Origin of the sequence: Arthrobacter sp. QXT-31, from assembly GCF_001969265.1 — a bacterium.
Lineage (GTDB): Bacteria > Actinomycetota > Actinomycetes > Actinomycetales > Micrococcaceae > Arthrobacter.
In genome coordinates, this window is sequence record NZ_CP019304.1 from 3,231,102 (window position 1) to 3,255,553 (window position 24,452).

The 24,452-nt window shown below is 66.7% G+C and carries 21 protein-coding genes; 9 read left to right on the top strand and 12 right to left on the bottom strand.

Features of this window, described 5'->3' with window-relative positions:
• Positions 1-262: 262 nt before the first annotated feature.
• Positions 263-2,374 carry a phenylacetic acid degradation bifunctional protein PaaZ gene (paaZ, locus tag BWQ92_RS14615; RefSeq protein WP_076800603.1) on the top strand — a complete coding sequence of 704 codons (2,112 nt, stop codon included), beginning with the start codon at positions 263-265 and terminating at the stop codon, positions 2,372-2,374.
• A 133-nt stretch (positions 2,375-2,507) separates the two neighbouring features.
• Positions 2,508-2,915: a VOC family protein gene (locus tag BWQ92_RS14620; protein ID WP_076800605.1), complete on the top strand. Its 408-nt coding sequence runs from the start codon at positions 2,508-2,510 to the stop codon at positions 2,913-2,915.
• 118 nt (positions 2,916-3,033) lie between these two features.
• Here BWQ92_RS14620 and BWQ92_RS14625 read toward each other — a convergent pair whose 3' ends face one another.
• On the bottom strand, positions 3,034-3,864 hold the full coding sequence (locus BWQ92_RS14625; protein WP_076800607.1) for a DUF427 domain-containing protein: 831 nt from the start codon (positions 3,862-3,864) through the stop codon (positions 3,034-3,036).
• Between the two features lie 55 nt (positions 3,865-3,919).
• Positions 3,920-4,537, bottom strand: a complete 618-nt coding sequence (locus BWQ92_RS14630; protein WP_076800609.1) for a TetR/AcrR family transcriptional regulator — start codon at positions 4,535-4,537, stop codon at positions 3,920-3,922.
• Positions 4,538-4,792: 255 nt separating this feature from the next.
• On the opposite strand from BWQ92_RS14630, the gene BWQ92_RS14635 reads away from it, so the two are divergent.
• On the top strand, positions 4,793-6,982 hold the full coding sequence (locus tag BWQ92_RS14635) for a multicopper oxidase family protein (RefSeq protein WP_076800611.1): 2,190 nt from the start codon (positions 4,793-4,795) through the stop codon (positions 6,980-6,982).
• 49 nt (positions 6,983-7,031) lie between these two features.
• On the opposite strand, the gene paaK is transcribed toward BWQ92_RS14635, so the two are convergent.
• From paaK to BWQ92_RS14655, 4 genes are read right to left on the bottom strand one after another with little or no spacing between them, the layout of a single operon-like run.
• Complete coding sequence (gene paaK, locus BWQ92_RS14640) at positions 7,032-8,384, bottom strand: phenylacetate--CoA ligase PaaK (RefSeq protein WP_076800613.1); 1,353 nt, start codon at positions 8,382-8,384, stop codon at positions 7,032-7,034.
• A gap of 10 nt (positions 8,385-8,394) precedes the next feature.
• Positions 8,395-8,850, bottom strand: coding sequence for a hotdog fold thioesterase (locus BWQ92_RS14645; RefSeq protein ID WP_076800615.1), 456 nt, complete (start codon positions 8,848-8,850; stop codon positions 8,395-8,397).
• A gap of 36 nt (positions 8,851-8,886) precedes the next feature.
• Positions 8,887-9,744, bottom strand: coding sequence for a CPBP family intramembrane glutamic endopeptidase (locus tag BWQ92_RS14650; protein WP_076800617.1), 858 nt, complete (start codon positions 9,742-9,744; stop codon positions 8,887-8,889).
• On the bottom strand, positions 9,722-10,576 hold the full coding sequence (locus BWQ92_RS14655) for a CPBP family intramembrane glutamic endopeptidase (RefSeq protein WP_172804288.1): 855 nt from the start codon (positions 10,574-10,576) through the stop codon (positions 9,722-9,724). The genes BWQ92_RS14650 and BWQ92_RS14655 overlap by 23 nt, the downstream gene beginning before the upstream one ends.
• Before the next feature lie 263 nt (positions 10,577-10,839).
• On the opposite strand from BWQ92_RS14655, the gene pta reads away from it, so the two are divergent.
• Together pta and BWQ92_RS14665 are read left to right on the top strand one after the other, a co-directional pair.
• A complete protein-coding gene (gene pta / locus BWQ92_RS14660) occupies positions 10,840-13,002 on the top strand; it encodes a phosphate acetyltransferase (RefSeq protein ID WP_076800621.1) in 2,163 nt (720 codons plus the stop codon).
• Positions 13,003-13,010: 8 nt separating this feature from the next.
• Complete coding sequence (locus tag BWQ92_RS14665; RefSeq protein WP_076800623.1) at positions 13,011-14,165, top strand: acetate kinase; 1,155 nt, start codon at positions 13,011-13,013, stop codon at positions 14,163-14,165.
• 69 nt (positions 14,166-14,234) lie between these two features.
• Here the strand turns inward: BWQ92_RS14665 and BWQ92_RS14670 are convergent, their stop codons facing one another.
• From BWQ92_RS14670 to BWQ92_RS14680, 3 genes are read right to left on the bottom strand one after another with little or no spacing between them, the layout of a single operon-like run.
• Positions 14,235-15,770, bottom strand: a complete 1,536-nt coding sequence (locus BWQ92_RS14670; protein ID WP_076800625.1) for a putative bifunctional diguanylate cyclase/phosphodiesterase — start codon at positions 15,768-15,770, stop codon at positions 14,235-14,237.
• Positions 15,760-16,191, bottom strand: a complete 432-nt coding sequence (locus tag BWQ92_RS14675) for a DUF7793 family protein (RefSeq protein ID WP_157365162.1) — start codon at positions 16,189-16,191, stop codon at positions 15,760-15,762. Before BWQ92_RS14675 ends, BWQ92_RS14670 begins: the two co-directional genes overlap by 11 nt.
• On the bottom strand, positions 16,192-17,259 hold the full coding sequence (locus tag BWQ92_RS14680) for a hypothetical protein (protein ID WP_076800629.1): 1,068 nt from the start codon (positions 17,257-17,259) through the stop codon (positions 16,192-16,194).
• Between the two features lie 211 nt (positions 17,260-17,470).
• Between BWQ92_RS14680 and BWQ92_RS23575 the strand changes: the two genes are divergently transcribed.
• Entirely contained in the window at positions 17,471-17,623 is a 153-nt protein-coding gene (locus BWQ92_RS23575) for a hypothetical protein (RefSeq protein WP_157365163.1), read from the top strand.
• Positions 17,624-17,693: 70 nt separating this feature from the next.
• Here the strand turns inward: BWQ92_RS23575 and BWQ92_RS14685 are convergent, their stop codons facing one another.
• Positions 17,694-19,460, bottom strand: a complete 1,767-nt coding sequence (locus tag BWQ92_RS14685) for an ATP-binding response regulator (protein ID WP_076800631.1) — start codon at positions 19,458-19,460, stop codon at positions 17,694-17,696.
• Between the two features lie 135 nt (positions 19,461-19,595).
• On the opposite strand from BWQ92_RS14685, the gene BWQ92_RS14690 reads away from it, so the two are divergent.
• The gene (locus BWQ92_RS14690) at positions 19,596-19,970 is read left to right on the top strand and encodes a DUF7793 family protein (RefSeq protein WP_076800633.1); all 375 of its coding nucleotides are present in this window, start codon (positions 19,596-19,598) and stop codon (positions 19,968-19,970) included.
• A 52-nt stretch (positions 19,971-20,022) separates the two neighbouring features.
• On the opposite strand, the gene BWQ92_RS14695 is transcribed toward BWQ92_RS14690, so the two are convergent.
• Entirely contained in the window at positions 20,023-20,829 is an 807-nt protein-coding gene (locus BWQ92_RS14695) for a class I SAM-dependent methyltransferase (protein ID WP_076803738.1), read from the bottom strand.
• 351 nt (positions 20,830-21,180) lie between these two features.
• Positions 21,181-23,421, bottom strand: a complete 2,241-nt coding sequence (locus tag BWQ92_RS14700) for a S9 family peptidase (protein WP_076800635.1) — start codon at positions 23,419-23,421, stop codon at positions 21,181-21,183.
• A 193-nt stretch (positions 23,422-23,614) separates the two neighbouring features.
• Here BWQ92_RS14700 and BWQ92_RS14705 point away from each other — a divergent pair, with 193 nt between their 5' ends.
• Together BWQ92_RS14705 and BWQ92_RS14715 are read left to right on the top strand one after the other, a co-directional pair.
• Complete coding sequence (locus BWQ92_RS14705) at positions 23,615-23,797, top strand: hypothetical protein (RefSeq protein WP_076800636.1); 183 nt, start codon at positions 23,615-23,617, stop codon at positions 23,795-23,797.
• A gap of 282 nt (positions 23,798-24,079) precedes the next feature.
• On the top strand, positions 24,080-24,418 hold the full coding sequence (locus BWQ92_RS14715; protein ID WP_083706315.1) for a hypothetical protein: 339 nt from the start codon (positions 24,080-24,082) through the stop codon (positions 24,416-24,418).
• Positions 24,419-24,452: the final 34 nt, after the last annotated feature.

The following is a 24,452-nucleotide window of genomic DNA, read 5'->3' on the forward strand; positions in this document are numbered from 1 at the left end:
GTCGAGCTCGCCTAGGGTGATCTTCCACAGCTCCCCGGGTGTGGGCCCCCCAGGTGCTTCTGCAGCCAGTTCGGTGTCGCGGGCTTCCTGCGTCACGTGCTCTCCTCGGTGATGTTGGGCCGCTTTGGCGCCCAAAGCGGTTATCAGTCGCCCCTAGTGTGCAGCGGGGCACATTCATGTACTGTAGACATATTACCGAACGGACGGTCAGTAATGTTCTGGCCCGATCAGATTTGTCCCCCGTTGGAAGGACCCGTCAACGATGACCACCACCGCCGCCGCCCCCGAAGCCACCCTGGACACCGTGGAGACCGTCCCCAGTTTCGTGCAGGACTCCTGGTGGACCCCCGACGCCGGCTCTGCGGCTTCCGCTGTGGCCGTCCGGGACGCCAGCACGGGGGAAATCCTGGCCAAGGTGAGCACCGACGGGCTGGACCTGGCCGCCGTCGTCGATTACGGACGCACCACGGGCCAAACGGAACTTGGCGCGCTGACCTTCCACCAGCGCGCCCTCAAGCTCAAGGAGCTGGCGCAGTACCTGAACGCGCGCCGCGAGCATTTCTACGCATTCTCCGCCCAGACCGGCGCCACCAAGATCGACTCGATGATCGACATCGACGGCGGCATCGGCGTGCTGTTCACGTTCGGCTCGAAGGGCCGGCGCGAGCTGCCCAACGCGCAGGTGGTGGTGGACGGTCCCATGGAGGTGCTGTCCAAGGACGGCTCGTTTGCCGGCGAGCACATCTACACCCGCATTCCCGGCGTCGCCGTGCAGATCAACGCCTTCAACTTCCCGGTCTGGGGAATGCTGGAGAAGCTGGCCCCGGCCTTCATCGCCGGCGTGCCCACCATCGTCAAGCCCGCCACCCCCACGGGCTACGTCGCGGCGGCCGTGGTGAAGGCCATCATCGAATCCAACATCCTGCCCAAGGGGTCGCTGCAACTGATTTCCGGCTCGGCGCGCGGGCTGCTGGATGTGCTGGACTACCGCGACCTCGTAGCTTTCACGGGCTCGGCGTCCACGGCACAGTCCCTGAAGTCGCACCCGAACGTGGTGCTTGGCGGCGTGCGTTTCACGTCGGAGACCGACTCGCTGAATGCCGCCATCCTGGGCCCGGACGCCGTTGAAGGCACACCGGAGTTCGATGCCTTCATCAAGTCCGTGGTCACCGAGATGACGGTCAAGGCCGGGCAGAAGTGCACCGCGATCCGCCGCGCCATCGTCCCCCAGGACATGGTGCCCGCCGTCGTGTCCGCGATCGGCGCCCGGGTGGAGCAGCGGGTGGTGCTCGGCGACCCCCGGGCCGAGGGCGTCACCATGGGCGCACTCGCCTCGCTCGAGCAGCTCGCCGATGTCCGGGCCGCCGTGCAGTCCATGCTCGACGCCGGCGGTGAGCTGGCGTACGGGACGCTCGATTCGCCGTCGGTCACCAGCGCGGACGGGGCCACCGGCGTCATCGAAGGCGGCGCGTTCATGTCTCCCGTGGTGCTCAGCTGGTCCGACGCGGAGGCCGAGCCCGTCCACTCGCTGGAGGCCTTTGGCCCCGTGTCTTCCGTGATCGGGTACAAGGACATTCCCGACGCCGTCCGCCTCGCCGCCCGGGGCGGCGGCTCGCTGGTCGCCTCGGTCTGCACCAACGATGCGTCCGTTGCCCGGGAACTGGTCACCGGAATCGCCGCCCACCACGGCCGCGTGCTCATGCTGAACCGCGAGGACGCGCGCACCTCCACCGGCCATGGCTCCCCGGTCCCGCACCTGGTCCACGGCGGGCCGGGACGTGCCGGCGGCGGCGAGGAACTGGGCGGTATCCGCTCGGTGATGCACCACATGCAGCGGACCGCCATCCAGGGCTCGCCCAACATGCTCACCGCCGTGACGGGAATCTGGCACACCGGAGCCGACCGCAACTTCACTCTGGAAACGGAGGGCACACACCCGTTCCGGAAGTCCCTCGACACTTTGCACATCGGCGACGCCGTCCGCTCCGACCTGCGCCAGGTCGCGCTGGAGGACATTTCCGCGTTCGCCAACTCGACCGGTGACACCTTCTACGCCCACACCAACCAGGAGGCCGCAGAGGCAAACCCGTTCTTCCCGGGCATCGTGGCGCACGGGTACCTGCTGCTCAGCTGGGCCGCCGGGCTGTTCGTGGAACCTGCACCGGGCCCGGTCCTGGCCAACTACGGACTGGAGAACCTGCGCTTCATCACGCCCGTGGCTGCGGGGGACTCCATCCGGGTGACGCTGACCGCCAAGAAGATCACCCCGCGCGAGACCGACGAGTACGGCGAGGTGGCCTGGGACGCCGTCCTGACCAACCAGAACGACGACATCGTGGCCACCTACGACGTCCTCACCCTCGTGGAGAAGTAACCCCCACCGGACGCGTCCTCACATCCTGTCGGGTTTCCTGGAACGCCTCCTCAATGGTGCTGCGTCGCGTGGAAAATTCCCCGATCTTTCCGGGATTCCCGGGCGTAAAATGACCCCCGTAGGAGGTGGCGAAATGAACCTAGCACTAAGAACAGCCACAACCATCCTGCCTGTCGATGATCCGGACCGCGCCCGCGGATTCTACGCGGAAACGTTGGGCCTCCCACACCGTGGCAAGGCGGAGGATGGAAGCGATTTATTCGGCAATGCTGACGGCCCGATGCTGCAGCTGATGCCTGTGAAAGATGGAAAGCACTCTGAGCACACCACGTTGAGTTTTGAGGTCACGGACATTGAACGGACCGTCCAGGACATGGAGTCCAAGGGCGTTCGGTTCCAGGACTATGACCTGCCCGACCTGAAGACCGACCACCACATCTGTACGACCGACGCCGAGAAGTGCGCCTGGTTCATGGACACCGAAAACAACATACTGTGCGTGCACGAAAGCCTCGGAACGCAGGCTGAATATCAGCTCTGATCCATTGCACCGTTGCAGGTTCCCAAACCCTCCCTCACCTAGCTGAGGGAGGGTTTGGTTTTGGGCGGCGAAAGGTGAGGAAGGGTTCCAGGGGAGGCGGCGAAAGGTGAGGGAGGATTTAGGACCAGGGGGTGAGCGGGTGGCCCTGCGGCCCGCCGTCCACGTACACGTCGGCCCGCTCGTTGAAGAAACAGACCAGCCCGTGGATCTGCCGTGCGTCGATGAACCGGGAATCGTAGGCCCAGGCGATGTTGCGGCCCCGGGGTGACTCCGGATAGCTCCAGTACCTGGCCTCGCCCTTGTAGGGGCAGATGGTCCGGTGCGGGCTTGCCTCGAGCAGCTCCATCCGCACGTCCTCAGGCGGGATGTAGTAACGCACAGGCAGCAGAGTCTCGTACAGCAGCTGGGCGCCAACAGTGCCAGCCAGCACCACGCCGTCGAGCTTCACTTCGATGTGCCGCAGCGTGGCGCGCACATCGACGCGGTGGAACGGGTCACGTGGGTGCCCGATGATTTCCTCGTGGTCCTCAAGCCAGTGGAACGCGCCGAAGTCCAGCACGACGTACCCTTCGAGGTCCGGATCCGAGAGCCGGAAGGCTGCCCGGGGAACGGGGAACCCGGAGGCCACGACGTCGAGCTCCTCGCCCGCCGCCGTGTGCCGCCTGAACCCCGTCCGCGGATCCAGTGCCGGGGGTGTGTCGGCCATCAGGCGGACCGGGTACTCGTCAACGCCCTCGCCCTCCGCGGAGGGAGGCTCGAGCCGGGCCAGCATGTCCTTCTCGGGGACGGCATACACCGGGGTGACGCGCTTCGGCTCCCACACCAGGAGCGCCTCTTCGGTGTCGACGACGGGGCTTCCGTCGATGCCCGCACGGACCCTTTTGGACGTGGGCTGGTACCGGAGCTCGGAAAATGCGCCGAGCAGAAGTTCCGACAGTTTCGTGGCCATGCATTCAGCGTGGGCACCGCGCCGGCCCTTCGTCAACGCCTATTTACCGGTACCGTCAGGGCTTGGCGTGCAGGCCCTCGAACGCCATGCTGATGACGTCGTCGGCCAGCTGTTCCGGCGAGAGGGAGCCCCCGGGCTTGTACCATTCGACGATCGAGTTGATGGTGCCGAACAGGAGGCGGGTGACGGTGCGCGGGTCGATGTCCTGGCGCAGGGATCCCTCGTCGCGGGCAGCGGAGATGAGCTCGGCCACCTTGTGGTCGAAGGCGCGGCGGCGTTCCATGGCGTTGCGCTCAATATCCGTGTTGCCGCGCAGCCGCAGCAGCAGGGTGACGAACGGCAGCCGTTCCACCAGCACGGCGATGGTCTGCCGCAGCACGAACTCCAGCCGCGCATCGGCCGCCCCCGAGGTGGCCCCCGGCTGGTCCAGAATCGCCTCGAGACCGCCAAGCGCATGGTCCAGGGCCAGCTTCAGCAGGTCGCCTTTCGATGGCACATGGTGGTAGATGGCAGACTTCGAGATGCCCAGGTTTTCGGCGAGGATGCCCATCGAGGTGGCATCGTAGCCGTGGCGGTTGAAGACATCGACGGCGATCAGCAGAACGGATTGCTGGTCGTATCCGGGACGGCCGCGCTTTGTGGGGGCTGCTGTACTGGCTGCTGTGCTGGGCATACCCGCTATTTTCTCATGAACGTTCGGTAATCCGAGCACGCGGTCTTGCCAGACCCCAAATCGGAGGGTCCGGGCCATCCGCCGCCAGCCTTTTTCCAAGGTGGGAACCCCACATTAATCGCCGGGGAGTATTCGCGGAAAGAGCTGACACTGCGGGACAAGGAGGTCCCCGGTCTGGAATCGGTCTCGGAACCACTTACGTGTTCACGGGGCGATTGAGTTGGCTTGCGCCCCCAATGCCAGGAGGCGCGGACCATGTCAGAGGAATCTTCAAACACCGGCGGCCTCGCCCGCCGCACACTGCTGCGTTTGGGCGCGGCCGGAGGTGCCGGAGCGGCATTCATGGCCGCCCAGACCTGGGCATCGCCGCTGCTGGCCCAGCGGGGACTGCTCTCGGCCGACGGCGCATTCGCCGCCGCGTCCACGGCGCTGAGTGACACCCTGTTCTACATCGAAAAGTATCCTACGAGCCCGCTGATCCTCTCGCCTTTCAGGGACCCGCTGCCTATCCCCAGGGCCCTGGCCCCGGTGCCGAAATCAGTGGTGGAGACGTGGAGCAACCCGCCGGGCCCCGGACCGGGACAGCAAAACTCGCTGCGCAACGAGCAGCACCAGCTCTGGCCAAGCCGGATCGGATATCCGGACCCGATTGTCTACAAGATCAACCTCATGGTCCGGACGCACGCATTCACGACGTCCCAGGTGCTGCCCATTGACGACGACGGCGAGCCCACGGAATCCTTCGATTCGAACCGCAAGAAGTATCCCGCCGGCACCAAGCGGTATCTCCCACCCAGCACGATCTACGGGTTCAACGGGGTCTTCCCCGGTCCGATGATCAACGCCGAATACGGCAAGCCGGTCCTGGTCCGCTTCGAAAACCACCTGGACGAGAACCCGCTGAATCTGGACCGCCAGGACTTTGGCTCGCCGGACTGGTCCTTCCTGACCCACCTGCATAACGGACACACCGCACCGGAAAGCGACGGCAACCCGCACTACTCCATGGTGGCCGGGCCGAAGCGCCGGGGCTTCCTGCCGAAGATGTTCGTGGACAACCTGTACCTGAACTGGCCCGCCGGCAGTGACGACCGGGAGAAGCAAAGCTTCTTCTGGTTTCACGACCACACGATGGACCACACCGGCTCCAACGTCTACAAGGGCATGGTGGGCCTTTATCCGATCTATGACCCGAAGAACGGCATGGACATGGGCGACGAGCGCCAGGGCCTGCGGCTGCCCGGCGTCCGCACCAATAACCCGGACGGCTCGTTCGACGTCAAGTACGACATCCCGCTGGCGTTCTCCGACATCCGCCTCGATGACGGCGCCACCATCCACAAGGACATCCACGACGTGCAGGGGGAGTTTCCTGCGGCCAGGAATCCGGCCGAGCACCCGGAGTGGTGGGGGAAGACGTTCTACAAGCACTTCCCCAACCACGGCTTCGTGGGCGACATCTTCGCCGTCAACGGCACCGCGTACCCCGTGCTGGAGGTGAAGCGGCGCAAATACCGCTTCCGGTTCCTGGACGCCTCCGTCGCAAGGATTTACGAGTTCAAGCTGATGAGCTCAACGCTCGGCCCGAAGTCCTCGGCATCGCTCGGCTACGTGGATGACGAACTCCAGGGCCAGTACCGCATCCCGGACGGCCAGCAGTGCATGCAGTTCACCCAGATCGCGTCCGACGGCGGGCTGCTGCCGCTTCCGGTCAAGCGGGATTCGTTCGAGCTCTGGCCCTCGAAACGCCGCGAAGTCATCATCGATTTCACCCGGTACCAGGACGGCACGCCCACCACCAAGGGCGACGTCATTTACCTCACCAACATCATGAACATGCCCGACGGCAGGATGTGGGAAAACTCGTCCCGCTTCTCCCCGGACCCGAAGTACAAGGTGCCGGTGCTCAAGTTCGTCATCGGGGACACCGCCCCGGACGACAGCCGGATGCCCGCGGCGCTCCGGCCGCTGCCGCCGCTGCCGAGCAACTGGCAGACCCTGCTGAGCAACCGCATGATCTTCGAGGTGAAGCGCGGCAGCCTGGGCGGGGAAACCGAATGGCTCATCAACGGCAAGCCTTTCGACCCCGCGGCGGTGGCCGCGAGCCTGAAGAATCCCGCAGGGCGCGCGCCCCTGGCCCAGCAGCGGAAGGGCAGTTTCAACCTGTGGGAGGTCCGCAACGGCGGTGGCGGCTGGGTCCATCCGTTCCACCTGCACATGGAGGAGCACCGCACGGTCATGCGCAATGGCAAGGACGTGACGCGTGGCGGTGATCCGGGGCATCCGGACGACGCGTCGAGGGAGGACGTGGCGGCGCTCGACCCCGGCGAGTCGGTGATCATCTACCGCGGCTTCCGGGACTTCGTGGGCCCGTACGTGGCGCACTGCCACAACCTTGCCCACGAGGACCACGCCATGATGTTCGGCTGGTCAATCACGCCGTGACCAGCGGCTAAACCATCAGCGGGAGTCGCCCAATGACCTGCCCGGAGGACTACCCCTTCGGGCGCAGGTCGTAGATGCGGCGCAGCTTGCCGTTGGAGCGCTCGAGTGATCCGGGCTCCATCACGTTCACGGTGCACGAAGAACCCACGTGGATCTTGATCTGCTCGCGGAGGGTGTGGGCCGCCGTCGTGCTCTGCTCGGAGGTGACATTGTCACGCCGCTCGATCTTCACCGTCAGCTGGTCCATGCGCTGGCCCTCGGGCCGGGTGAGCTCGAGTTGGAAGTGCGGGCTGAGCTCGGGGATGCGCAGCGCGATTTCCTCGATCTGGGACGGGAAGAGGTTCACGCCGCGGAGGATGATCATGTCGTCGCTGCGGCCGGTGATGCGCCCCATCCGGCGGTGCGCGGGGCGGGCGGTGCCGGGGAGCAGCCGGGTAAGGTCCTTGGTGCGGTAGCGGATGATCGGCAGGGCTTCCTTGGTGAGCGAGGTAAACACGAGCTCGCCGTGCTCGCCGTCGCCCAGCACGTTTTCCTTGCCGGGTGCGGGGTTGAAAGGGTCGATGATTTCCGGGCGGAAGTGGTCCTCCCAGATGTGGCTGCCGTCCTGGGTCTCCACGCATTCGCCGGCGACGCCCGGGCCCATGACTTCGGAGAGCCCGTAGATGTCGCAGGCCTTGATGTTCATGGTGACCTCAAGCTCGTGGCGCATCTCCTGCGTCCACGGCTCGGCGCCGAGCACCGCGTACTTCAGCGAGGTGGATGCGGGGTCGATTCCCATGTGCGCCATGGCATCGGCGATGGTGAGCAGGTAGGTGGGCGTGGCCAGGATGACGTCCGGCTCGAAGTCCTGGATCAGCTGGATCTGGCGCTCGGTCTGGCCGCCGGACATCGGGATGACGGTGCAGCCCAGGGCCTCGGCCCCGGCATGGGCACCCAGCCCGCCGGTGAAAAGGCCGTAGCCGTAGGCGTTGTGCACCTTCATTCCGGGGCGGACGCCCGAGGCGCGGAGGCAGCGGGCCACCAGTTTTGCCCAGTCAGCCAGGTCCTGCTTGGTGTAGCCGACGACGGTGGGCCGGCCCGTGGTGCCGGAGCTTGCGTGCACGCGCGCCACTTCGCTCTGCGGCACCGCGAACATGCCAAACGGGTACTCCTGGCGCAGGTCCTCCTTGGTGGTGAAGGGGAAGTTGCCGAGGTCGGCCAGTTCGCGCAGGTCCGAGGGGTGGATGCCGGCGTCGTCGAACTTGCGCTTGTACAGCGGCACCCGGTCGTAGGCGTAGGCGACCGTGTGCTGGAGGCGGCTGAGCTGGAGCGCCTCCAGCTCGTCCCGGGAGATGGTCTCCTCGGGGTCGAGGACGGCGTCGGCGGGCGCGGTGACAGTGGGTTCGGGGGCGTGGAGGGTCATGGTGTGCTTCCTACTTCTTGGGGATGGTGCGGCTGCGTCCGCGGAACTCGGCAATGAGTTCGCCGGGCTTGCCCGAACCGGGCTCGGTCCCGGGGTCGGCAGCGAAGATCTGGATGTCGTACAGGCCGCTGCGCCCGGCGCTGGAGCGGCGGTCGGCGACGGCGGTGATCACCTGGCCCTGGTAGGCCGGCTTAAGGAAGTTGATGTCGACGCCGGCAGCAACGGTGATGCTGTCAGGGTCGGCGGGCGAGGCGGGGTTGCAGGCGAGGGCGAAGGCGGTGTCGGCGAAGGCGAAGATCATTCCGCCGTGGGCCATGCCGAAGCCGTTGAGCATTTCCTGCCGGAGGGTCATCCGGACGGTTGCGTGGCCGTCGCTGAGGGCGAGGACTTCGATGCCCATCCATTCCGAGGCGTAGTCGTTTTCGAGGATGGGGTGCGCCACACCAGGGATTGCCGTTTCAGCCATGCGTCGTTGCCTCCAGCTTTATTTACCGAATGTTCATTAGGTAATCCCATGGGAGGGGTCTGTGTCAAGGGTCCGGGCCAGCCGAAGGGGGCCGGCAACGGCGATGACCACCAGCGCCGCCAGCACATGCAGGAGTGCCACGGTCCACCAGAGCGTGAGGTAGTCCGGCCCCAGCAGGGAAGGAAACACCAGGGCGCCGGCTGTGTTGAAGGCGGCGTGGAAGACCATGCAGACGGGAACGCTGCCGCTGCTGTTGTAGAGCCAGGCCAGCAGGACGGACTGTGCCAGGACCATCAGCAGGAACGGCAGCGGCGGCCGTTGCCCGGTGGGATCCGAGATCAGCTCCGGCAGGTGCCAGGCACCCCACGCCAGCCCGAGGAGCAGCGCAGCAGAGAGGGCCGGCCGGTTCCGCTGCAGGAGGGGCAGGGCATAGCCACGCCAGCCCAGCTCCTCGAAGATGCCCACGATGACCAGCGTGAACGCGAACGTGCCGAGCAGCATGAACCAGCCCGGGTTGGGGCCGAGCTCGGGGGCGGGCGCGCCACCTGAGACCGTGAGCGCGGTGGCCACCGTCACCAGCAGGCACGGCAGCCCCACGGCGAAAACGTACCAGCGGCCGGCCACGCGCCACCGCGCCAGTTTGCCCAGCAGCCGCATCAGCTCGGCCTTGCCGCCGGTCAGGGCGGCGGTGATGATGGCGGCCAGGGCGGGCCCGAACGGTATCAGCGGCGAGCTGTTCGGGTTGAGGAGGGTCAGCGGCCATGCCAGCCAGGAAATGGCGAAGGCCAGGGCGAAGAACAGCGCCAGCCGGTGGCGGGCCGGCCACGCTTTGGCGCCGCCGGATACTTTGGTCCCGGGCCGCATGGGCTGCTCAGCTGGCGACGGCTGCGCCATGGCCCGTCCCCGCTGGCAGGGCGCGGAATTTCCGCAGCAGCACAAGGACCACCAGCAAAAGGGTGGCCGCGGCAATCTGCTGCCATGCGCCGTCGAACACTGGAAGTTTTGACTGCTCCGAGGCATTAAAGGAGGCGTGGAGCAGGGCCACGATCAGCACACTCTGCCCCGTGCCGAGGTAGGCGATGCCCACCAGGAGCCGGAAGAGCGGGGCGAAGACCAGGAGCACGCCCCAGGCCAGGGCCACGTCGGGCCACGGTGTGCCGGTGAAGCCCTTGTCCGCAAAGGCCAGCGGGAGGTGGATGAGCGCGAAGGGGATGGCGGTGAGCAGGCTGCCGCCCGCCATTCCGTGGCGTTCCATCAGCCGGCGCTGGACCACGCCCGTCCAGGCCAGTTCCTCCCAGATGTTCCCCAGCAGGGCGCCGATCACCACTGTGTTGAGCATGTACGCCCCGGCCACGGATGCCCACTCGCCCGTCGGCTGGCGGGCGGTGCCGGTGGCGGATGCGATGAGAACGGTCAGCACGGGCAGGGCCAGGACCGCCGCCACGTACCAGCCGGCTCCGACACGCCAGCGCACCGTTTGCCGGAACAGGGCCCGGACGCCGGGCTTGCCTTCGGCTGCCGCAGTCACCAGGACGGCCGTTCCCAGCAGGATGAGCAGTTCGGCGAGGATGCCGGGGAGCGCGTTGCCAAGGAGAGCGATCGAAAGTACGAGGGCCACCCAGCTCAGCGCGATGGCAATGACCAAAAATGCCGTAACAGGGTGGGCAGCGATGTGCCGGCGGAGGGAAGCGGCGGACGGAGCGGAGGCGCGGCCAGCGTGGTTCATCGGTACCACCATCGTTCAGGAGGTTGCAGGTCAGGACACTGCTGTGGATGGACGGTCCCGGGGTGCTGGCCCACTCCGGTCCGGGACGGCGAAAATGCGCCGACGTGGCGATCAACACCATTGTGTGCTCCCGGAAGCGCGGCAACAAGTGAAAGTATGGGGGAGGGCGGGCTCCGGCCAGCCCAGTCAGTACACCCATTCAGTACACCGGTACGTCCAATGCAGTACGTTCCACGCAGGAGCTTCCAACCAGAGGACAGATCATGGCCAAAGGGATATATGTCAGTGCGACCACTCCGGGATCGGGGAAGTCGCTCATAGCGCTGGGTTTGGCGGACACGCTGCACCGGCACGCGGACCGGATTGGTTTCTTCAAACCCGTGGTCCACGGAGACGACGCCGGCGCGGATCCGATGGTGGCACTGATGAAGTCCCGCTTCGACCTGGACGACCGGCGCTGCCGCGGCGGGCTGACCTTCACCGAGGTCCGCGGCCTGCTCGCCGAGGGCAGGCGCGAGGACATCGATTCCCGCTGCGTCGAGATCTTCGCTGAGATGGGCCGGCACTGCGACGTGATCATCGTGGAGGGAACGGACCTCACCGGCCATGACGCCGCCGTCGAATTCGACCTCAACGCCCGCCTGGCGAACAACCTGGCCGCGCCCGTCGTGGCGGTGGTGGGCGCCAAGGGCCGCAGCGTGGCGGAGGCAGCCGCCGCCGTCGACGTTGCACGCAAGGAACTGGCCGCCGAGAAGTGCTCGCTGCTGGCCATGATGGTGAATCGGGCCGACCCGGAGGACGTTGACGCGATCGTCGCCGCCGTGAAGCCCGGCGCGTCCGGCCGGCCCGTTTACGTCTTCCCGGAGCTGGAGGAGATCGCCCGCCCTACCACCGGCGAGGTGGGCGCGGCCCTGGCGCTGCGGCAGATCGCCGGCCGCGCGGACATGGAACGGGACGTCCGGGACGTCAAGGTCGCCGCCATGAATGTGGGCAACTTCCTGAACGTGCTCGACGACGGTGCGCTGGTGATCGTGCCGGGCGACCGGGCAGACGTGATGGTGGCCTGCCTGGCGTCGTCGTTCTCACCCGAGTTCCCGGTTCCGTCCGGGCTGATCCTCACCGGCGGCCTGGCCCCGGACGCCAACATCTACCCGCTCCTGGCCTCCGCCCCGTTCCCGGTATTCGCCACGGAGGATGACACCTACACCACCGCCCGGCGCGTCTCGGAGGTGCGCAGCGAGATCTGGAGCGGCCACCGGCGCAAGGTGGCATCCGCGCTGGGCCTGTGGTCACGGCAGGTGGACGAGGCCGAGATGCTCGAGCGCCTGCACCTGCCCCGCGCCGAACGGATGACGCCGCTGCGCTTCCTGCACGACCTCATCGAACGCGCCCGCTCGCAGCGCCGCCACATCGTGCTGCCGGAGGGCAAGGACATCCGGATCCTGAAGGCCGCCGAAATCCTGCACCGCCGCGACGTCTGCGATCTGACCCTGCTGGGCCGCGAGGCGGACGTCAGGGAGCTCGCCGCGAGCCGGGGCATCGACCTCGCCGGCATCAACATCGTGGACCCCGCAACCTCTGAGCTGCGCCAGGACTTTGCCGCCAGGTACGCGGAGCTGCGGGCGCACAAGGGCGTGGACCTGGCCCGGGCGCTGGAGGTCATGCAGGACGAAAGCTACTTCGGCACCATGATGGTCCAGCTGGGCGTGGTGGACGGCATGGTCTCCGGCGCCGCGCACACCACGGCCCACACGATCCGCCCGGCCTTGGAATTCGTGAAGACCCGGGACGGCGTGAAGATCGTTTCCTCGGTGTTCCTCATGCTCATGCCGGACCGTGTGCTCGTGTACGGCGACTGTGCCGTGAACCCTGATCCCAACGTGGAGCAGCTCGCGGACATCGCCCTGGCCTCGGCGGAGACCGCCGGCCAGTTCGGGGTGGAGCCCCGGGTTGCCATGCTGTCCTACTCCACCGGCGGTTCCGGCTCCGGCGAGGCGGTGGAGGAAGTCCGGCAGGCCACCGACCTGGTCAGGGAGCGGCGCCCGGACCTCGCCGTCGAAGGCCCCATCCAGTACGACGCCGCCGTGGATGCCTCCATCGCAGAGTCCAAGATGCCCGGCTCGTCCGTCGCGGGGCAGGCGACGGTGTTCATCTTCCCGGACCTGAACACCGGCAACAACACGTATAAGGCGGTGCAGCAGAGCTCCGGAGCGGTCGCCGTCGGGCCCGTCCTGCAGGGGCTGCGCAAGCCCGTCAACGACCTCTCCCGCGGCTGCACCGTGGAGGACATCGTGAACACGGTGGCCATCACCGCCATCCAGGCGCAGAGCCCGGCCGGCGGCGCGCCGGAAGCGTCCGCCACGGACCTCTCTGCCGCAGAACCGTCCACTTCGGAACCGTCCGCCGTTTCAGCAGCCAAGGCTTAGGAGGCCCCATGCTCGTGCTCGTCATCAACTCCGGCTCGTCCTCGCTCAAGTACCAGGTGCGCGATGTTGCCGAGGGCAGCGTCCTGACCGAAGGGCTGATCGAGCGGATCGGCGTGTCCAACGGCGGCCAGGGCGACGGCGAGGTGGTGGGGCCGGCGGACCACGCCGAAGCCCTCGAACAGGTGGACGCGGCCATCCACGACGTGCTGGGGGACCGGGAGCTGGACGCTGTGGGACACCGGGTGGTGCACGGCGGCGAGCGCTTCGGCGAGCCCGTGCTGATCGACAACGAGATCACCCGTGCCATCGAGCGGCTCAATCCGCTCGCGCCGCTGCACAATCCCGCCAACGTGCTGGGCATCCGCGCGATCACCAGGAAGTGGCCGGACATGCCCCAGGTGGCCGTCTTCGACACCGCCTTCCACCGCAGCCTGCCCGAGCACGCCTGGCGCTATGCCGTTCCCGACGACCTCTACACCAACCACGGGATCCGCCGGTACGGCTTCCACGGGACCTCGCACGAATACGTCACCAACCGTGCTTCCGCGCTGCTGGACATCCCGGTGGAGGAGTTCGACGGCGTGATCGCCCACCTCGGCAACGGCGCCTCCGTCACGGCGATCCGCGGCGGCAAATCCGTTGACACGTCGATGGGCTTCACGCCGCTGGAGGGCCTGGTCATGGGCACCCGCTCCGGCGACCTGGACCCGTCCATCCTCGTGTTCCTGGCCCGCACCGGCTGGAACGCGGAGGACGTCGACTCGATGCTCAACCGCGAGTCCGGGCTGAAGGCGCTCGCCGGCAACAACGACATGCGCTCGGTGGTGGAGGCGGCCGAGTCCGGCGATTCCCGTGCCGCTATGGCCTTGGCGGTCACGTCCTACCGGCTGGCCAAGTACATCGGCGGCTACCACGTGGCGGTCGGCGGGGCCCGGGCACTGGTGTTCACGGCCGGGATCGGCGAGAACTCGCACCAGTTCCGTTCCCTGGTGGGGGAGAGGCTGGGGGCGCTGGGCATCGAGCTCGACGCCGGCCTGAACAGCCAGCGGTCCAAGGAACCCCGCGTGATTTCCACCGAGGCCTCCGCCATTCCCGTGCTGGTGGTGCCCACGGACGAGGAGCGCGCCATCGCCGAGGCAACAGCCGCCGTCGTCGGGGGTTAATCCCGTCGAGTGCTCCGTAGATGCCCTTATGAGCCCGCAAAACGGCATCTACGGAGCAACGGATGGGAATTAGCCGGGCCAGGCGTCCTGCGACGCGAGGCGTTCGGTGAATTCGGCCGCGGGGAGGGGACGGCTGAAGTAGTAGCCCTGCCCGCTGATGCAGCCGGTGTTCCGCAGGTGCTCGGCCTGCTCCGCGTTTTCCACGCCCTCCCACACGGCCTCGAGCCCGCAGGCCCGGATGAGCTGGAGGATGGCCGCGATCAGTACAGGCTGCGCGGGGTCGCTGCCGAGCGCCGTGAGCAGTGTCCGGTCCACCTTGACGCGGTCCACGGGCAGCCGCCGCAGGTAGCTGATCGAGGAATACCCGGTGCCGAAGTCGTCGATTTCCAGGCCCACGCCGAGCTTGCGCAGGCTGGCGAGCGTATACCTGTCGAGCTCGTTGCCCTTGATGATGTCGCTCTCCGTCAGCTCGAGGACCAGCAGCCCGGGCTCGAGGTCCGCGGCGGTGAGCGCGTCCCGGACGTCCTCGACGAACTCGAGCCGCTGCAGGTCCGCCGCCGAGACGTTGATGCGCATGTCGAAGTTGTGGCGGCCGGTCTCCGGGGAATTCCGCCAGCGCCGCAGCTGCTCCACGGAGTTCCTCAGCACCCAGTTGCCGAGCTCCGAAATGAGTCCCGTTTCCTCGGCGATGGGGATGAATTCGTCCGGCATGATCAGGCCGCGCGTGGGGTGTTTCCAGCGGACCAGGGCCTCCACGCCCTCGATCTTTCCCGAGGCAAGCTCGATCACCGGCTGGTAGTACAGCACCAGCTGCGATGTGGCGATGGCCTCGCGCAGTTCCCCGACCAGCTGGTTGCGGAGCTGCCGGGCATGGAGCATGGCGGGCTCGAACACCCGCAGCTTGTTGCGGGCGTCGGCCTTGGAGGCGTACATCGCGATGTCCGCCTCCATGAGCAGTTCCTCGGAGGTTTCGCCGGGATCGGCAATCCGCAGGCCCAGGCTCGCTCCGCAGCGGATGGTCTTGCCGTCCACCTCCAGCGTCCCGTTGAGGGAGTCCAGGATCCGGTTTGCGACGGCGGCCGCCCTGGCCGGCGTGGTGGCAGGCAGCAGGACGGCGAACTCGTCGCCGCCCAGCCGGGCCACCATGTCTTCGTCGCGCACGCACGAACGGATCCGGGCACCCACCGCGGCCAGCACCTGGTCGCCCATCGAGTGGCCGTAGGAATCGTTGATGCTCTTGAAGGCGTCCAGATCCAGCAGCAGCAGCGCCGGCGGCAGCCCGCCGTCGGCCGCTTCCGCCTGCGCCGAGTTGACGGCGCTGACCAGCGCCGAGCGGTTGTAGAGTCCCGTCAGGGAATCGGTGAGCGCCATCTGCTGCAGCTCTTTGTGCGCCGCATTGAGCATCCGCGTGCGTGTTTCCACGCGTTCCTCGAGCTCCTGGTAGATGATTTGCAGGTCCTCGGCGAGCAGGTTGACGCCCATGATCACCGCGTCCAGTTCGTCCCGGGCCTCGGAAATTTCAATGCGCGAATGGAGTTCCCCGGCCGCCAGGCGGACGATGCCGTCCAGCAGCTTCCCGAGCCGGGGATCGTCGTTAGAGAACATCGTCAAGGTGGCTCAACCAGTCGAGGGCATCGTTTTCGTCGGTGAAGTACCGGGCCGGCACCGAGCTGAATTCGCCGCCCAGCAGAAAGTGCCCCAGCAGCCTGTCCACCGGGGATTCGCCCAGGATCGCCCAGGCGGACACCGAGGGGATCGCCGCATAGGCGGCCCGCGCCGCACGGGTCACAGACTGCACACCGGTCAGTTCAAGAACGACGGCGACCCTCCGGTCCCCGGCCAGCTCGCCAAGGCGGCGGTACAGTTGGCCGGCCGCGTTCTCGTCCAGGTCCGCGCCGCGGGGCAGGACCGCCTTGACGGCGAGGTCGGGCAGCACGGTGAAGGCGACGACGGGCGCGGGAGCCGGGCTCGCCGGGGACTCCGGCTGCAGCGGTGCCGCACCGGGAAACACTGTCGCTTCTGGCATTTACCCCCCCTGGAGAAATTGCTGTTGGCGCCGGTCCGATCGCTCCTTGGAGGCGATAAAACCACGGACGGTGGCGCTACGCTCCGGTGCAGCAGCTGTATCGAACAGCGTAACGGCCTCGTCAAGCATCTGCAGGGATTCCGTCTCGTGTCCCTGCGCCATTAGGGCCTTGCCCAGGATGAAGGTGCCCTCCGCCGCCGTCTGGGTGGCGAGGATGGGGAACTTGGTGCGGAGCGGGGTCAGGAGGCTGATTGCCGACTCCATGTCCCCGGTGAGGTAGTACCAGTGCGCACGGACCAGGGACATCTCCAGGATGTCCCGTTCGCTGCCGCCCACCACCTCGGTGGCGAGTTCGGCACGTTCGATGCAGCGCAGCGTTGCGGCGTCAGACAGCTTGGCCTGGAGGCGCATTTCCGCGGATCCGCGGTTGAAGCGGGCCCACAGGTCGACGTCCTGCGAGGGCGAGAGTTTGCCCGCGGCGAGGTCGTGGTAGTGCCCACCTTCATTGACCCGGTTGCTGAGGAACGCGACGTTGCCGATCACCCAGTAGGCCTTGCCGGCTGTGTCCTCGTCCACGTGGTCGGTGAGCAGCGACTCCAGGTCCAGGCACTCCTGCCAGGCATCTTCGTGCCGGCCGCTTTCGGCCAGGGCGGCGATCAGGGCCTGCTGGGCCTGGATGTGAAGATAGACGTTCTCAAAGTCGCCGGCCACGAGCCGGGTGGCGGTGGAAGCGGCATTCACCGCTTCGGGGAGCCGGCCGAGGCCCTGCAGCGAATGCGCGAGCAGAATGGCGGCCCGGGCGCCCAGGTCGGGAGCGGAATGCGCAACGGGATGGGCTGAAAGTCCGGCGGCCAGCTGCTGGCACTCCTGCATGGCGCCCCGGTCGCGCAGGCATTCGGCCTGTAGCAGGACCATCTTCCACCAGCGCAGCTCGTCGCCTGCCTCCCGGGCCAATTCGGCGGCGTGACCGGCTTCCATATATCCCGCGGCGTAGTCCCGGCGCTTCCAGCTTTCGCGCGCGGCCAACTCTGCAATCACGAAGGGGGACAAGTCACGCTGCATGGGCATGCCCCCATTATCCATAATCCGCCCCGTGGACGGTGCGGCCCGGGGGCTAACTCCCTGTATTACGGCCAAGGCAAGACAGTGGCGGAAAAACAAGGCCAATCCTGTGGAATTGACAGGAAATGACTTGATTAAACCTTGATCCGATGACCGTATACTGTCGCCCGTAATACGCGATTCGCTTCACAGCCATAAACAATGAAAGGGACAGCGGATGAAGAAACTTGCCGCAACACTCGTTATGACCGGCATCCTTGCAGTGGCAGGTTTCGCTGCTCCTGCAAACGCTGCACCGAAGGGCGATACCACCTCTTCTTCCTCGAAGGCTGAAACCAACTACGCCTCCGTCGGCTGGTGGCCCAGCTAAGGCGGCAGTAGGCAGCCAGAATTACGAAAACCGCCCCGGGCCGCAGGTCCGGGGCGGTTTTCGCTTGGGATCAGTCCGTTTGTGGTGAGATGGCCGCGTCGTCGCCGCCGGCCTCGTCGTCGTCCGTTTCATCCGCTGGGGGACCGTCCAAGGGGAGCTGCACCGCAACGGTGGTTCCCTGGCCCAGCGCGGAGGACAGGTCCAGTGAACCGCCATGGCGCCGGACGATATCGTGGGCGATCGCCAGGCCGAGCCCGCTGCCCGGAATGGCCGCGGAGGAAGCGTTGGACGCCCGGTAGAAACGGGTGAACACCTGCGCGATTTCCTGCTCCGGAATTCCGACGCCGGTGTCCGTGACCTTGACGACGGAGCAGGGGCTGCCGGCCTGGGACGTGGCGGTCATGAAGCTGATGCTGATCCGGCCGCCGTTCGGGGTGAACTTGATGGCGTTGGCCACGATGTTGGTGAATACCTGCTCCAGCTGGGCTTCGTCCGCCAGGACCTTCACGTCCTCGTGCGAATCGGCGCCGGTGATGGCCACGTTCCGGGAATCCGCCAGCGGGCGCAGCGCGGCCACCACGATCCGCAGGACCTGGCCGAGCTCCACCTGCTTCAGGTTCAGGTTGCCGGAGGTGTCCTGCTGGGAGACCGTGAGCATGTCCTCGATCATCCTCCGGAGGCGGTCCGAGTTCCTGGAGATGACTTCCATCATGGATTCGATGCCGTGGGGAACGGGGCCTCCTGCGCCGTCACGGATCATGTCCAGGTAGGCGGTGATGGAGGTCAGGGGCGTGCGGAGTTCGTGGTTTACCGTGGCCAGGAAGTCTGTCTTGGCCTTGTCCAGCTCGCGAAGCTGCTGCAGCACCTGGAGCTGCGCGCTGATCAGGTGGCCCTGGATGAGGCTATGGGCGAGATTGCCGGCCACATGCTGGATGAGGGCGATTTCGGCCCTGGTCCAGTCGCGTGCCTTGTCCAGCTGTGCAATCCAGATGATTCCCAGCGCGGACTCGCCTTCACCCACGGGCAGGGCGACCGAGGCGCGGACGGAGCCCAGGCCGGACCATTTCAGCAGTCCCTCGGCCAGGGCGGCCGACTGGTCAGACTGGTGCTCCGGCACCGTCTGGTGGTCCGGCACCGTCGGGTAGTCAGGAACGGTGTGGTGGTCCGGAACCGCCAGGGCTTCGGCGGCCGACCACAGCGAGGTGGTCTGTTCCCGGGCCGCGTCCTCAAGGGTGCCGAGCGTGTCCGGCAGTTTGGCGTGGCCGGGCAGCGACCATTGAGCGCTGATCCGCGGCACACGGGAATCCTGGAACGTGGTGAACCAGACGTGGTCCACGCCAAGGGATTCGCCAAAGCCGCGCACCAGGTGGCTGGCCATCTGCTGGGGGCTGTTGGTGCCGCGGATGGCGGCGGAGACGTTACGGAGGCTCTCGCGCAGGAACTCGGCTTCCGCCCGGATGCGACGCCGTTCCCGGGCCCGGCCAATGAGGGTTTCTACCCGGCGGGTGAGTTCCCGGGCCGGAGCGTCGCGGGAGATGTAGTCGGCGATACCCCACAGCTCAAGGCGGGCAAGGTCGAAGTCGCCGGCCAGGTCCACGAGGAGCAGCACCGGGGTGCCTTCCCACCGGTACCCGTCCGTGAGGGCCGCATCAAGAAGGACGACGGCGGCCTGCCCACCTTCCAGCTCCCCGGCGAGGGAGCCGGCGTCGGGCGCCTTGCGGACGGTGAAGCCGGCGTCTTCCAGGACAGACGCCACGGCGTCCAGGCGTGCGGCATCGGTGAGCGCGACCACCGCCGCGCGAGGTGCGGAGGGATACTCCGCCGGTGCCTGGACCATGTGCCCCCTGTGTTGCGAGTGCCTGTTGAGGCTACCGTGATTTTGGACTCACATTATCAGTAGGCAGGCGGGGGTCGCGTCCCGGAGGGATGTACCGTGATACTTGTCCACGCTAGCCCACTGCGGAGGTTTGAATTGAATTCCAACAGCACCGGACGCAACACGCTGTTCGACTTGGAATTGGATGCCGAAGGCGTGCTGCGGCTGACGTGGGCGAGGGACGCCAGCATTACCGAGGCGGACGCCGAGGCTGCCATGGAGCAGGTGAACGTGCTCTCCGGCGACAGCCGGCACCCCATGATCGTGGACATGGCCACCACTGCTGATGTGAGCCGCGGAGCCCGTGCTGTTTTTGGCCGTCCTTGCCAGGCTTCGAGGATTGCGCTGCTGGGTTCATCGCCGGTGGACCGGGTGCTTGCAAACTTCTTTCTCGGCCTCAACAAGCTCCCGTGCCCCACGAGGTTCTTCACGGACCGGACCGAGGCACTCTCCTGGCTGAAGGCCCGGTAGTTCCCGGCCATCTTCGGTCCCGGGGCCGCTCGGTTCAGCGGGCCTTTCCCTTTCAGCGGGCCTGGAGCACGGCGAAGTAGCCCGGGATCTGTTCCGGGTGGTTGGCGGATGTGAGGGGCCGGGTCTCAAGGGTCACCGCCCCGTCTTCCACCACATCCCAGCTGGCCTCGGGAAACGCCCGCCTGCGCTGCTCGGCTCCGAAACGCCCGGGAATCGGTAGCGCGCGGATGGCCCTCTCCAAAGGCCCGGGGATGGACTGCAGGGTGGCTCCGAGGTGGCTGACGTACTGGACCGGGTTCCCGCGGAAGTCGGTCTCGGCCAGGAACACACGGCCCCGCCTGCCCACGAGCGTATGCAGCTGCGCGGCGAGGGCCGCCTGCGCCGGCCTCTTGAGTACGTGCAGGACGCCCCGGATGAAGATGTTGGCTTCGCCGGGGAACCCGGCCCCAGCCAGGGCATCGGTCACGGCGCGGACGCCAGCGGGTGCTGTCATGTCGGCCGCGATGTAGGTGACCCGCTCCGTTCCGTCTGATTCCGCGGCTGCGCGGGCAACGGCGTTTGCTGACACGTCCACCCCCAGGACATGCGGAAAGTAGGGGGCAAGAGCGCGGGTGTAGACGCCGCTGCCGCATCCGACGTCGACGAGCGGAAGGCTGGGGTCCAGCTGCCGCGTCAGGTGCTCCAGATATGCCTGCAGCTCGTGGTCGCTGCCGGAATCCCAGAGCACGTCGCCGCCGGCCCCGGTCGCCCTGACGTTGCCCCAGTACTGGTCCCAGGCTACGCGCGGGTCCTTCGGCGCGTTGGAGGACAGCTTCACCAGTTTCGGGAGCAGCAGGTATTTCTTGAGCGCCGGGAGCATCATTCAAATATATGTTGCCCGGAGCACAGTCCAGTCCTCAGCCCGAAGCGTTACGGGAGAGAGCCGCCGTCGTTCTTTCCCAAGTCCCAATCGATTGCTCCGTAGGTGCCCTTATTAGGCGTCAAAAGGTCACCTACGGAGCAATCGATGGTTTATTTGAGCCCGGCGCCTGGCACCGGTACTGTCCTGCCGTTGTCGCCGTTGCCTGTTCGTTCCGGCGCATTACCAAAAAAGGCCGCTGACCCGGGCGGGCAGGTGGCCGAATTTGGCAAATCGGTGCGAAACCCCGTCGAATGCTCCGTAACGGCCCTTCTGAGCGTTAAAAAGGGCCTTTACGGAGCAGTCGATGGCCTACTTGAGCCCGGCGCCGGGCAGCAGTTCCGTGGCACCCAGCGAATCGGCGATGAAACCGTAGTCCCAAGCGCGCTCCCGCCACTGCACGTAGCGGCCGGAAGCCCCACCGTGGCCGCCGTCCATCTCGATTTTCATGAGGATGGGTTCGCTGCCCGTGGTTTTGTTGCGCAGTTCCTGCACCCACTTGGCCGGCTCGACGTAGAGCACCCGGGTGTCGTTGAAGGACGTGACCGCAGCGATCTTCGGGTAAGCGACCTCGCGGACGTTCTCGTAGGGTGTGTAGGACTTCATGTACCGGTACACCTCGGGATCGGTAATGGGATTGCCCCATTCCTCCCATTCGAGGGCCGACAGCGGCAGCTCCGGATCCAGGATGCTCGTGAGGGGATCCACGAACGGAACCTGCGCCACGACCGCGGCGTATTTCTCCGGGGCGAGGTTGGCCACGGCGCCCATGAGCAGGCCGCCGGCGGAACCGCCCAGCGCGGCAATCCGGTCCGGCGCAACCCAGCCGGACTGCGCCAGCCAATCGGTGGCGGCTATGAAGTCCGTGAACGTGTTTTTCTTGCTGAGCTTTTTGCCGTCCTCGTACCAATGCCGGCCGAGCTCGCCGCCGCCTCGGATGTGGGCAATGACGAACACGATTCCGCGGTCCAGCAGGGAAAGCCGTGCGATGCCGAAGCCCGGGTCCATGCTCAGCTCATAGGAGCCGTAGCCGTAGACCAGGCCTGCCGCCGTCGAGTCCTGGTTGACGGACTTGTGCCGCAGTACCGACAGCGGGATACGGGTGCCGTCGCTGGCCACTGCCCATTCCCGGGTGGCCACATAGTCCGCGGAATCGTAGCCGCCCAGCACCGGGCTTTCCTTGCGGAGAAGCAGTTCCCCGGCGGGCTGCTCCGGGGTGGGCAGGACGAAGTCGTACACGCGCGAGGGCGTGAAGTAAGAGGTGTAGCCGAGCCGGATCACGGGCGCCTCATAGTCGGAACCGCCAACCCCTGCGGTGTACAGCTCCTCGTCAAACGCCGGTTCCACCGGAGCCTGCTGCGAAGCGGTTCCCAGCCCGGACAGCCCCATCACCTGGACCCGCTCAATGGTGTCCTTCCGGATCGAGACCACGAGGTGGGTGGCGGTGACCCCCGCCCCGTTGACCCGGACGTCGTCGGAATGTTCGACGACGGTGGTCCACTGCTGCTCGGACAGTGGCTTGGACAGTTCGGCCGGGTCCACCAGCGAAACCATCGAGTTCACGGCATTGCGGTTGTGGGTGAGGAGGATGCGTTCGGTCTTCTGGCCGTCGGGGCCCTCGAGCAGGAACGGTTCGGCCTCGTAGAGCACGCGCTCATTGCGGGAAATCACCGTGGAGAGGCCGCCGGCGGGATCGTCAAAGCGCATCAGGCGCGTCTCGCTGTACTCAGAGCAGCCGATGCCCAGCACGAGGTAACGGCGGTCTGCGGAGAGCTCAAAGCCCAGCCACATGGCGGCGTCGTCCTCCTGGTAAACCACCTCATCGTCGGTGACGGGAGTGCCCAGGACGTGGGACTTCACCTGGTACGGCCGCCAGGAGTCATCCACCACCGTGTAGAAAATGCGGGTGCCGTCCGGGGAGAAGGACACCCCGTAGAAGACGTTCTCGATGACATCCGGCAGCAGTTCGCCGGTCCGCAGGTCCTTGATCCGCAGCGTGAACCGCTCGTCGCCCGCGTTGTCCACCGCGTACGCGTAAAGGTTTCCGTCGATGGTGACGGCCGTGCCGCCCACGGAGAAGAACGGCTTGCCTTCAGCCTCGACATTGCCGTCCAGCAGGACCTCCTCGCCGGGGATTTCGACGCCGGCCTCCACCGCCGGCGGGGTCCAGTCCGCCACCGGGTTGCCCGTGTTTTGGGCGCGGACCCGGCACTGGATGCCGTATTCCTTCCCTTCGACGGAGCGGCTGAAGTACCACCAGCCGTCCTTGCGGTTGGGAACGGACAGGTCTGTCTCTTTGGTCCGGCCCTTGATCTCCTGGAAGATGGCCTCGCGCAGCGGTTCCTGGTGGGCTGTGAGGGCTTCCTGGTAGGCGTTTTCTGCCTTCAGGTGTGCCACGACCTCCTCGGACTCCTTGTCCCGCAGCCATTCGTACTGGTCCACGAAGATGTCCCCGTGGTGCGTGCGCTGGGTGGGCACCCGCTTGGCGACGGGAGGCCCGGGCGTGGCAGCGGCGGGGGAACTTGCGGGTTGCTGCAGGGAAGTGTGGGTCATTCCCTCAATATATAGAGCCGCCCTGACATTTGGGCCGCCGTTCGCTACCGGGGGAGTCCGCTGCCGGGGGGAGAGGGCGGCTTTCTTACGCGTCGCGGACGCCCTTCCCGGCCCCTGTCCCCGTTCCGGCGCCGGGCGTATGCTGAACTCGCGTCAGCAATAAGGAACCCACAAGAGCCTTCGAGGGGGAAGCATGACCATCCCGCCAGTCCACGAGCCAGAGCCGTTCCCGCCGGAGCCCGGTCCCGATCCCATGCGGCCGGACCCGTCCCGCCCCGCACCGCCGAACCCCATTCCCACGCCCGAACCGCCGGGCCCGCTGCCGGTGCCCGACCCCGGTCCCGAGCCGCTGCGGCCAGACCCGACCAGGAGTTAGCCGGCCCCACCGGAGCGGGCGGCCCCCGGACTCTGCGCCGCCGTCGAACGGTCGAAGGAGACCAAAATGGCCCGGGGACGCTGAATCCACGCGTCCCCGGGCCATTCGCATGTCCGCGGACCGTCCCCAGTGTCTGCGGACCAGGCGCGCGTCCCCGGCCCGGCCGATAAGTCCTGAAAGTCCCATTTCTGAAACATTTGGAATTTTCCTGTTACCTGAGTCACATGCACGCTAGGGTTATACCCGGTCGCAGCGTCGCGGCCGCGCATGAGGGGAGAAGTTTTGAACCAGAAGCTCAAGGTACTGGTCCGCGTGGATCTTGACTGCGGCGAGGCTCAGGTCGCCGCCCAGGGTCACGTAACCGCCCAAAGCATCCAAGCTCTTTACGTCGTTATGAAGCGCGCCAACCACCTTCGCCAGGGCCTGCAGCTCGTCGTCGATGTCAGCCACGCCCGCGTGGAGCCCGTCGCACTCGAGCAGCTGCAGGAATGCTCCAAAACGCACCACCTGCCGCGTTCCATTGATCCGCAGCAGTCCGAATGCAACGTCCGCGTCCTGGCTCCGGCCCACGCGGGCACGGGCGCCGGAGCGCGCCGCTTCCCGGTGGCAGCGGCTGCCTAGGGGTTTGCATATTTATCTGAAGTGAACACGCACT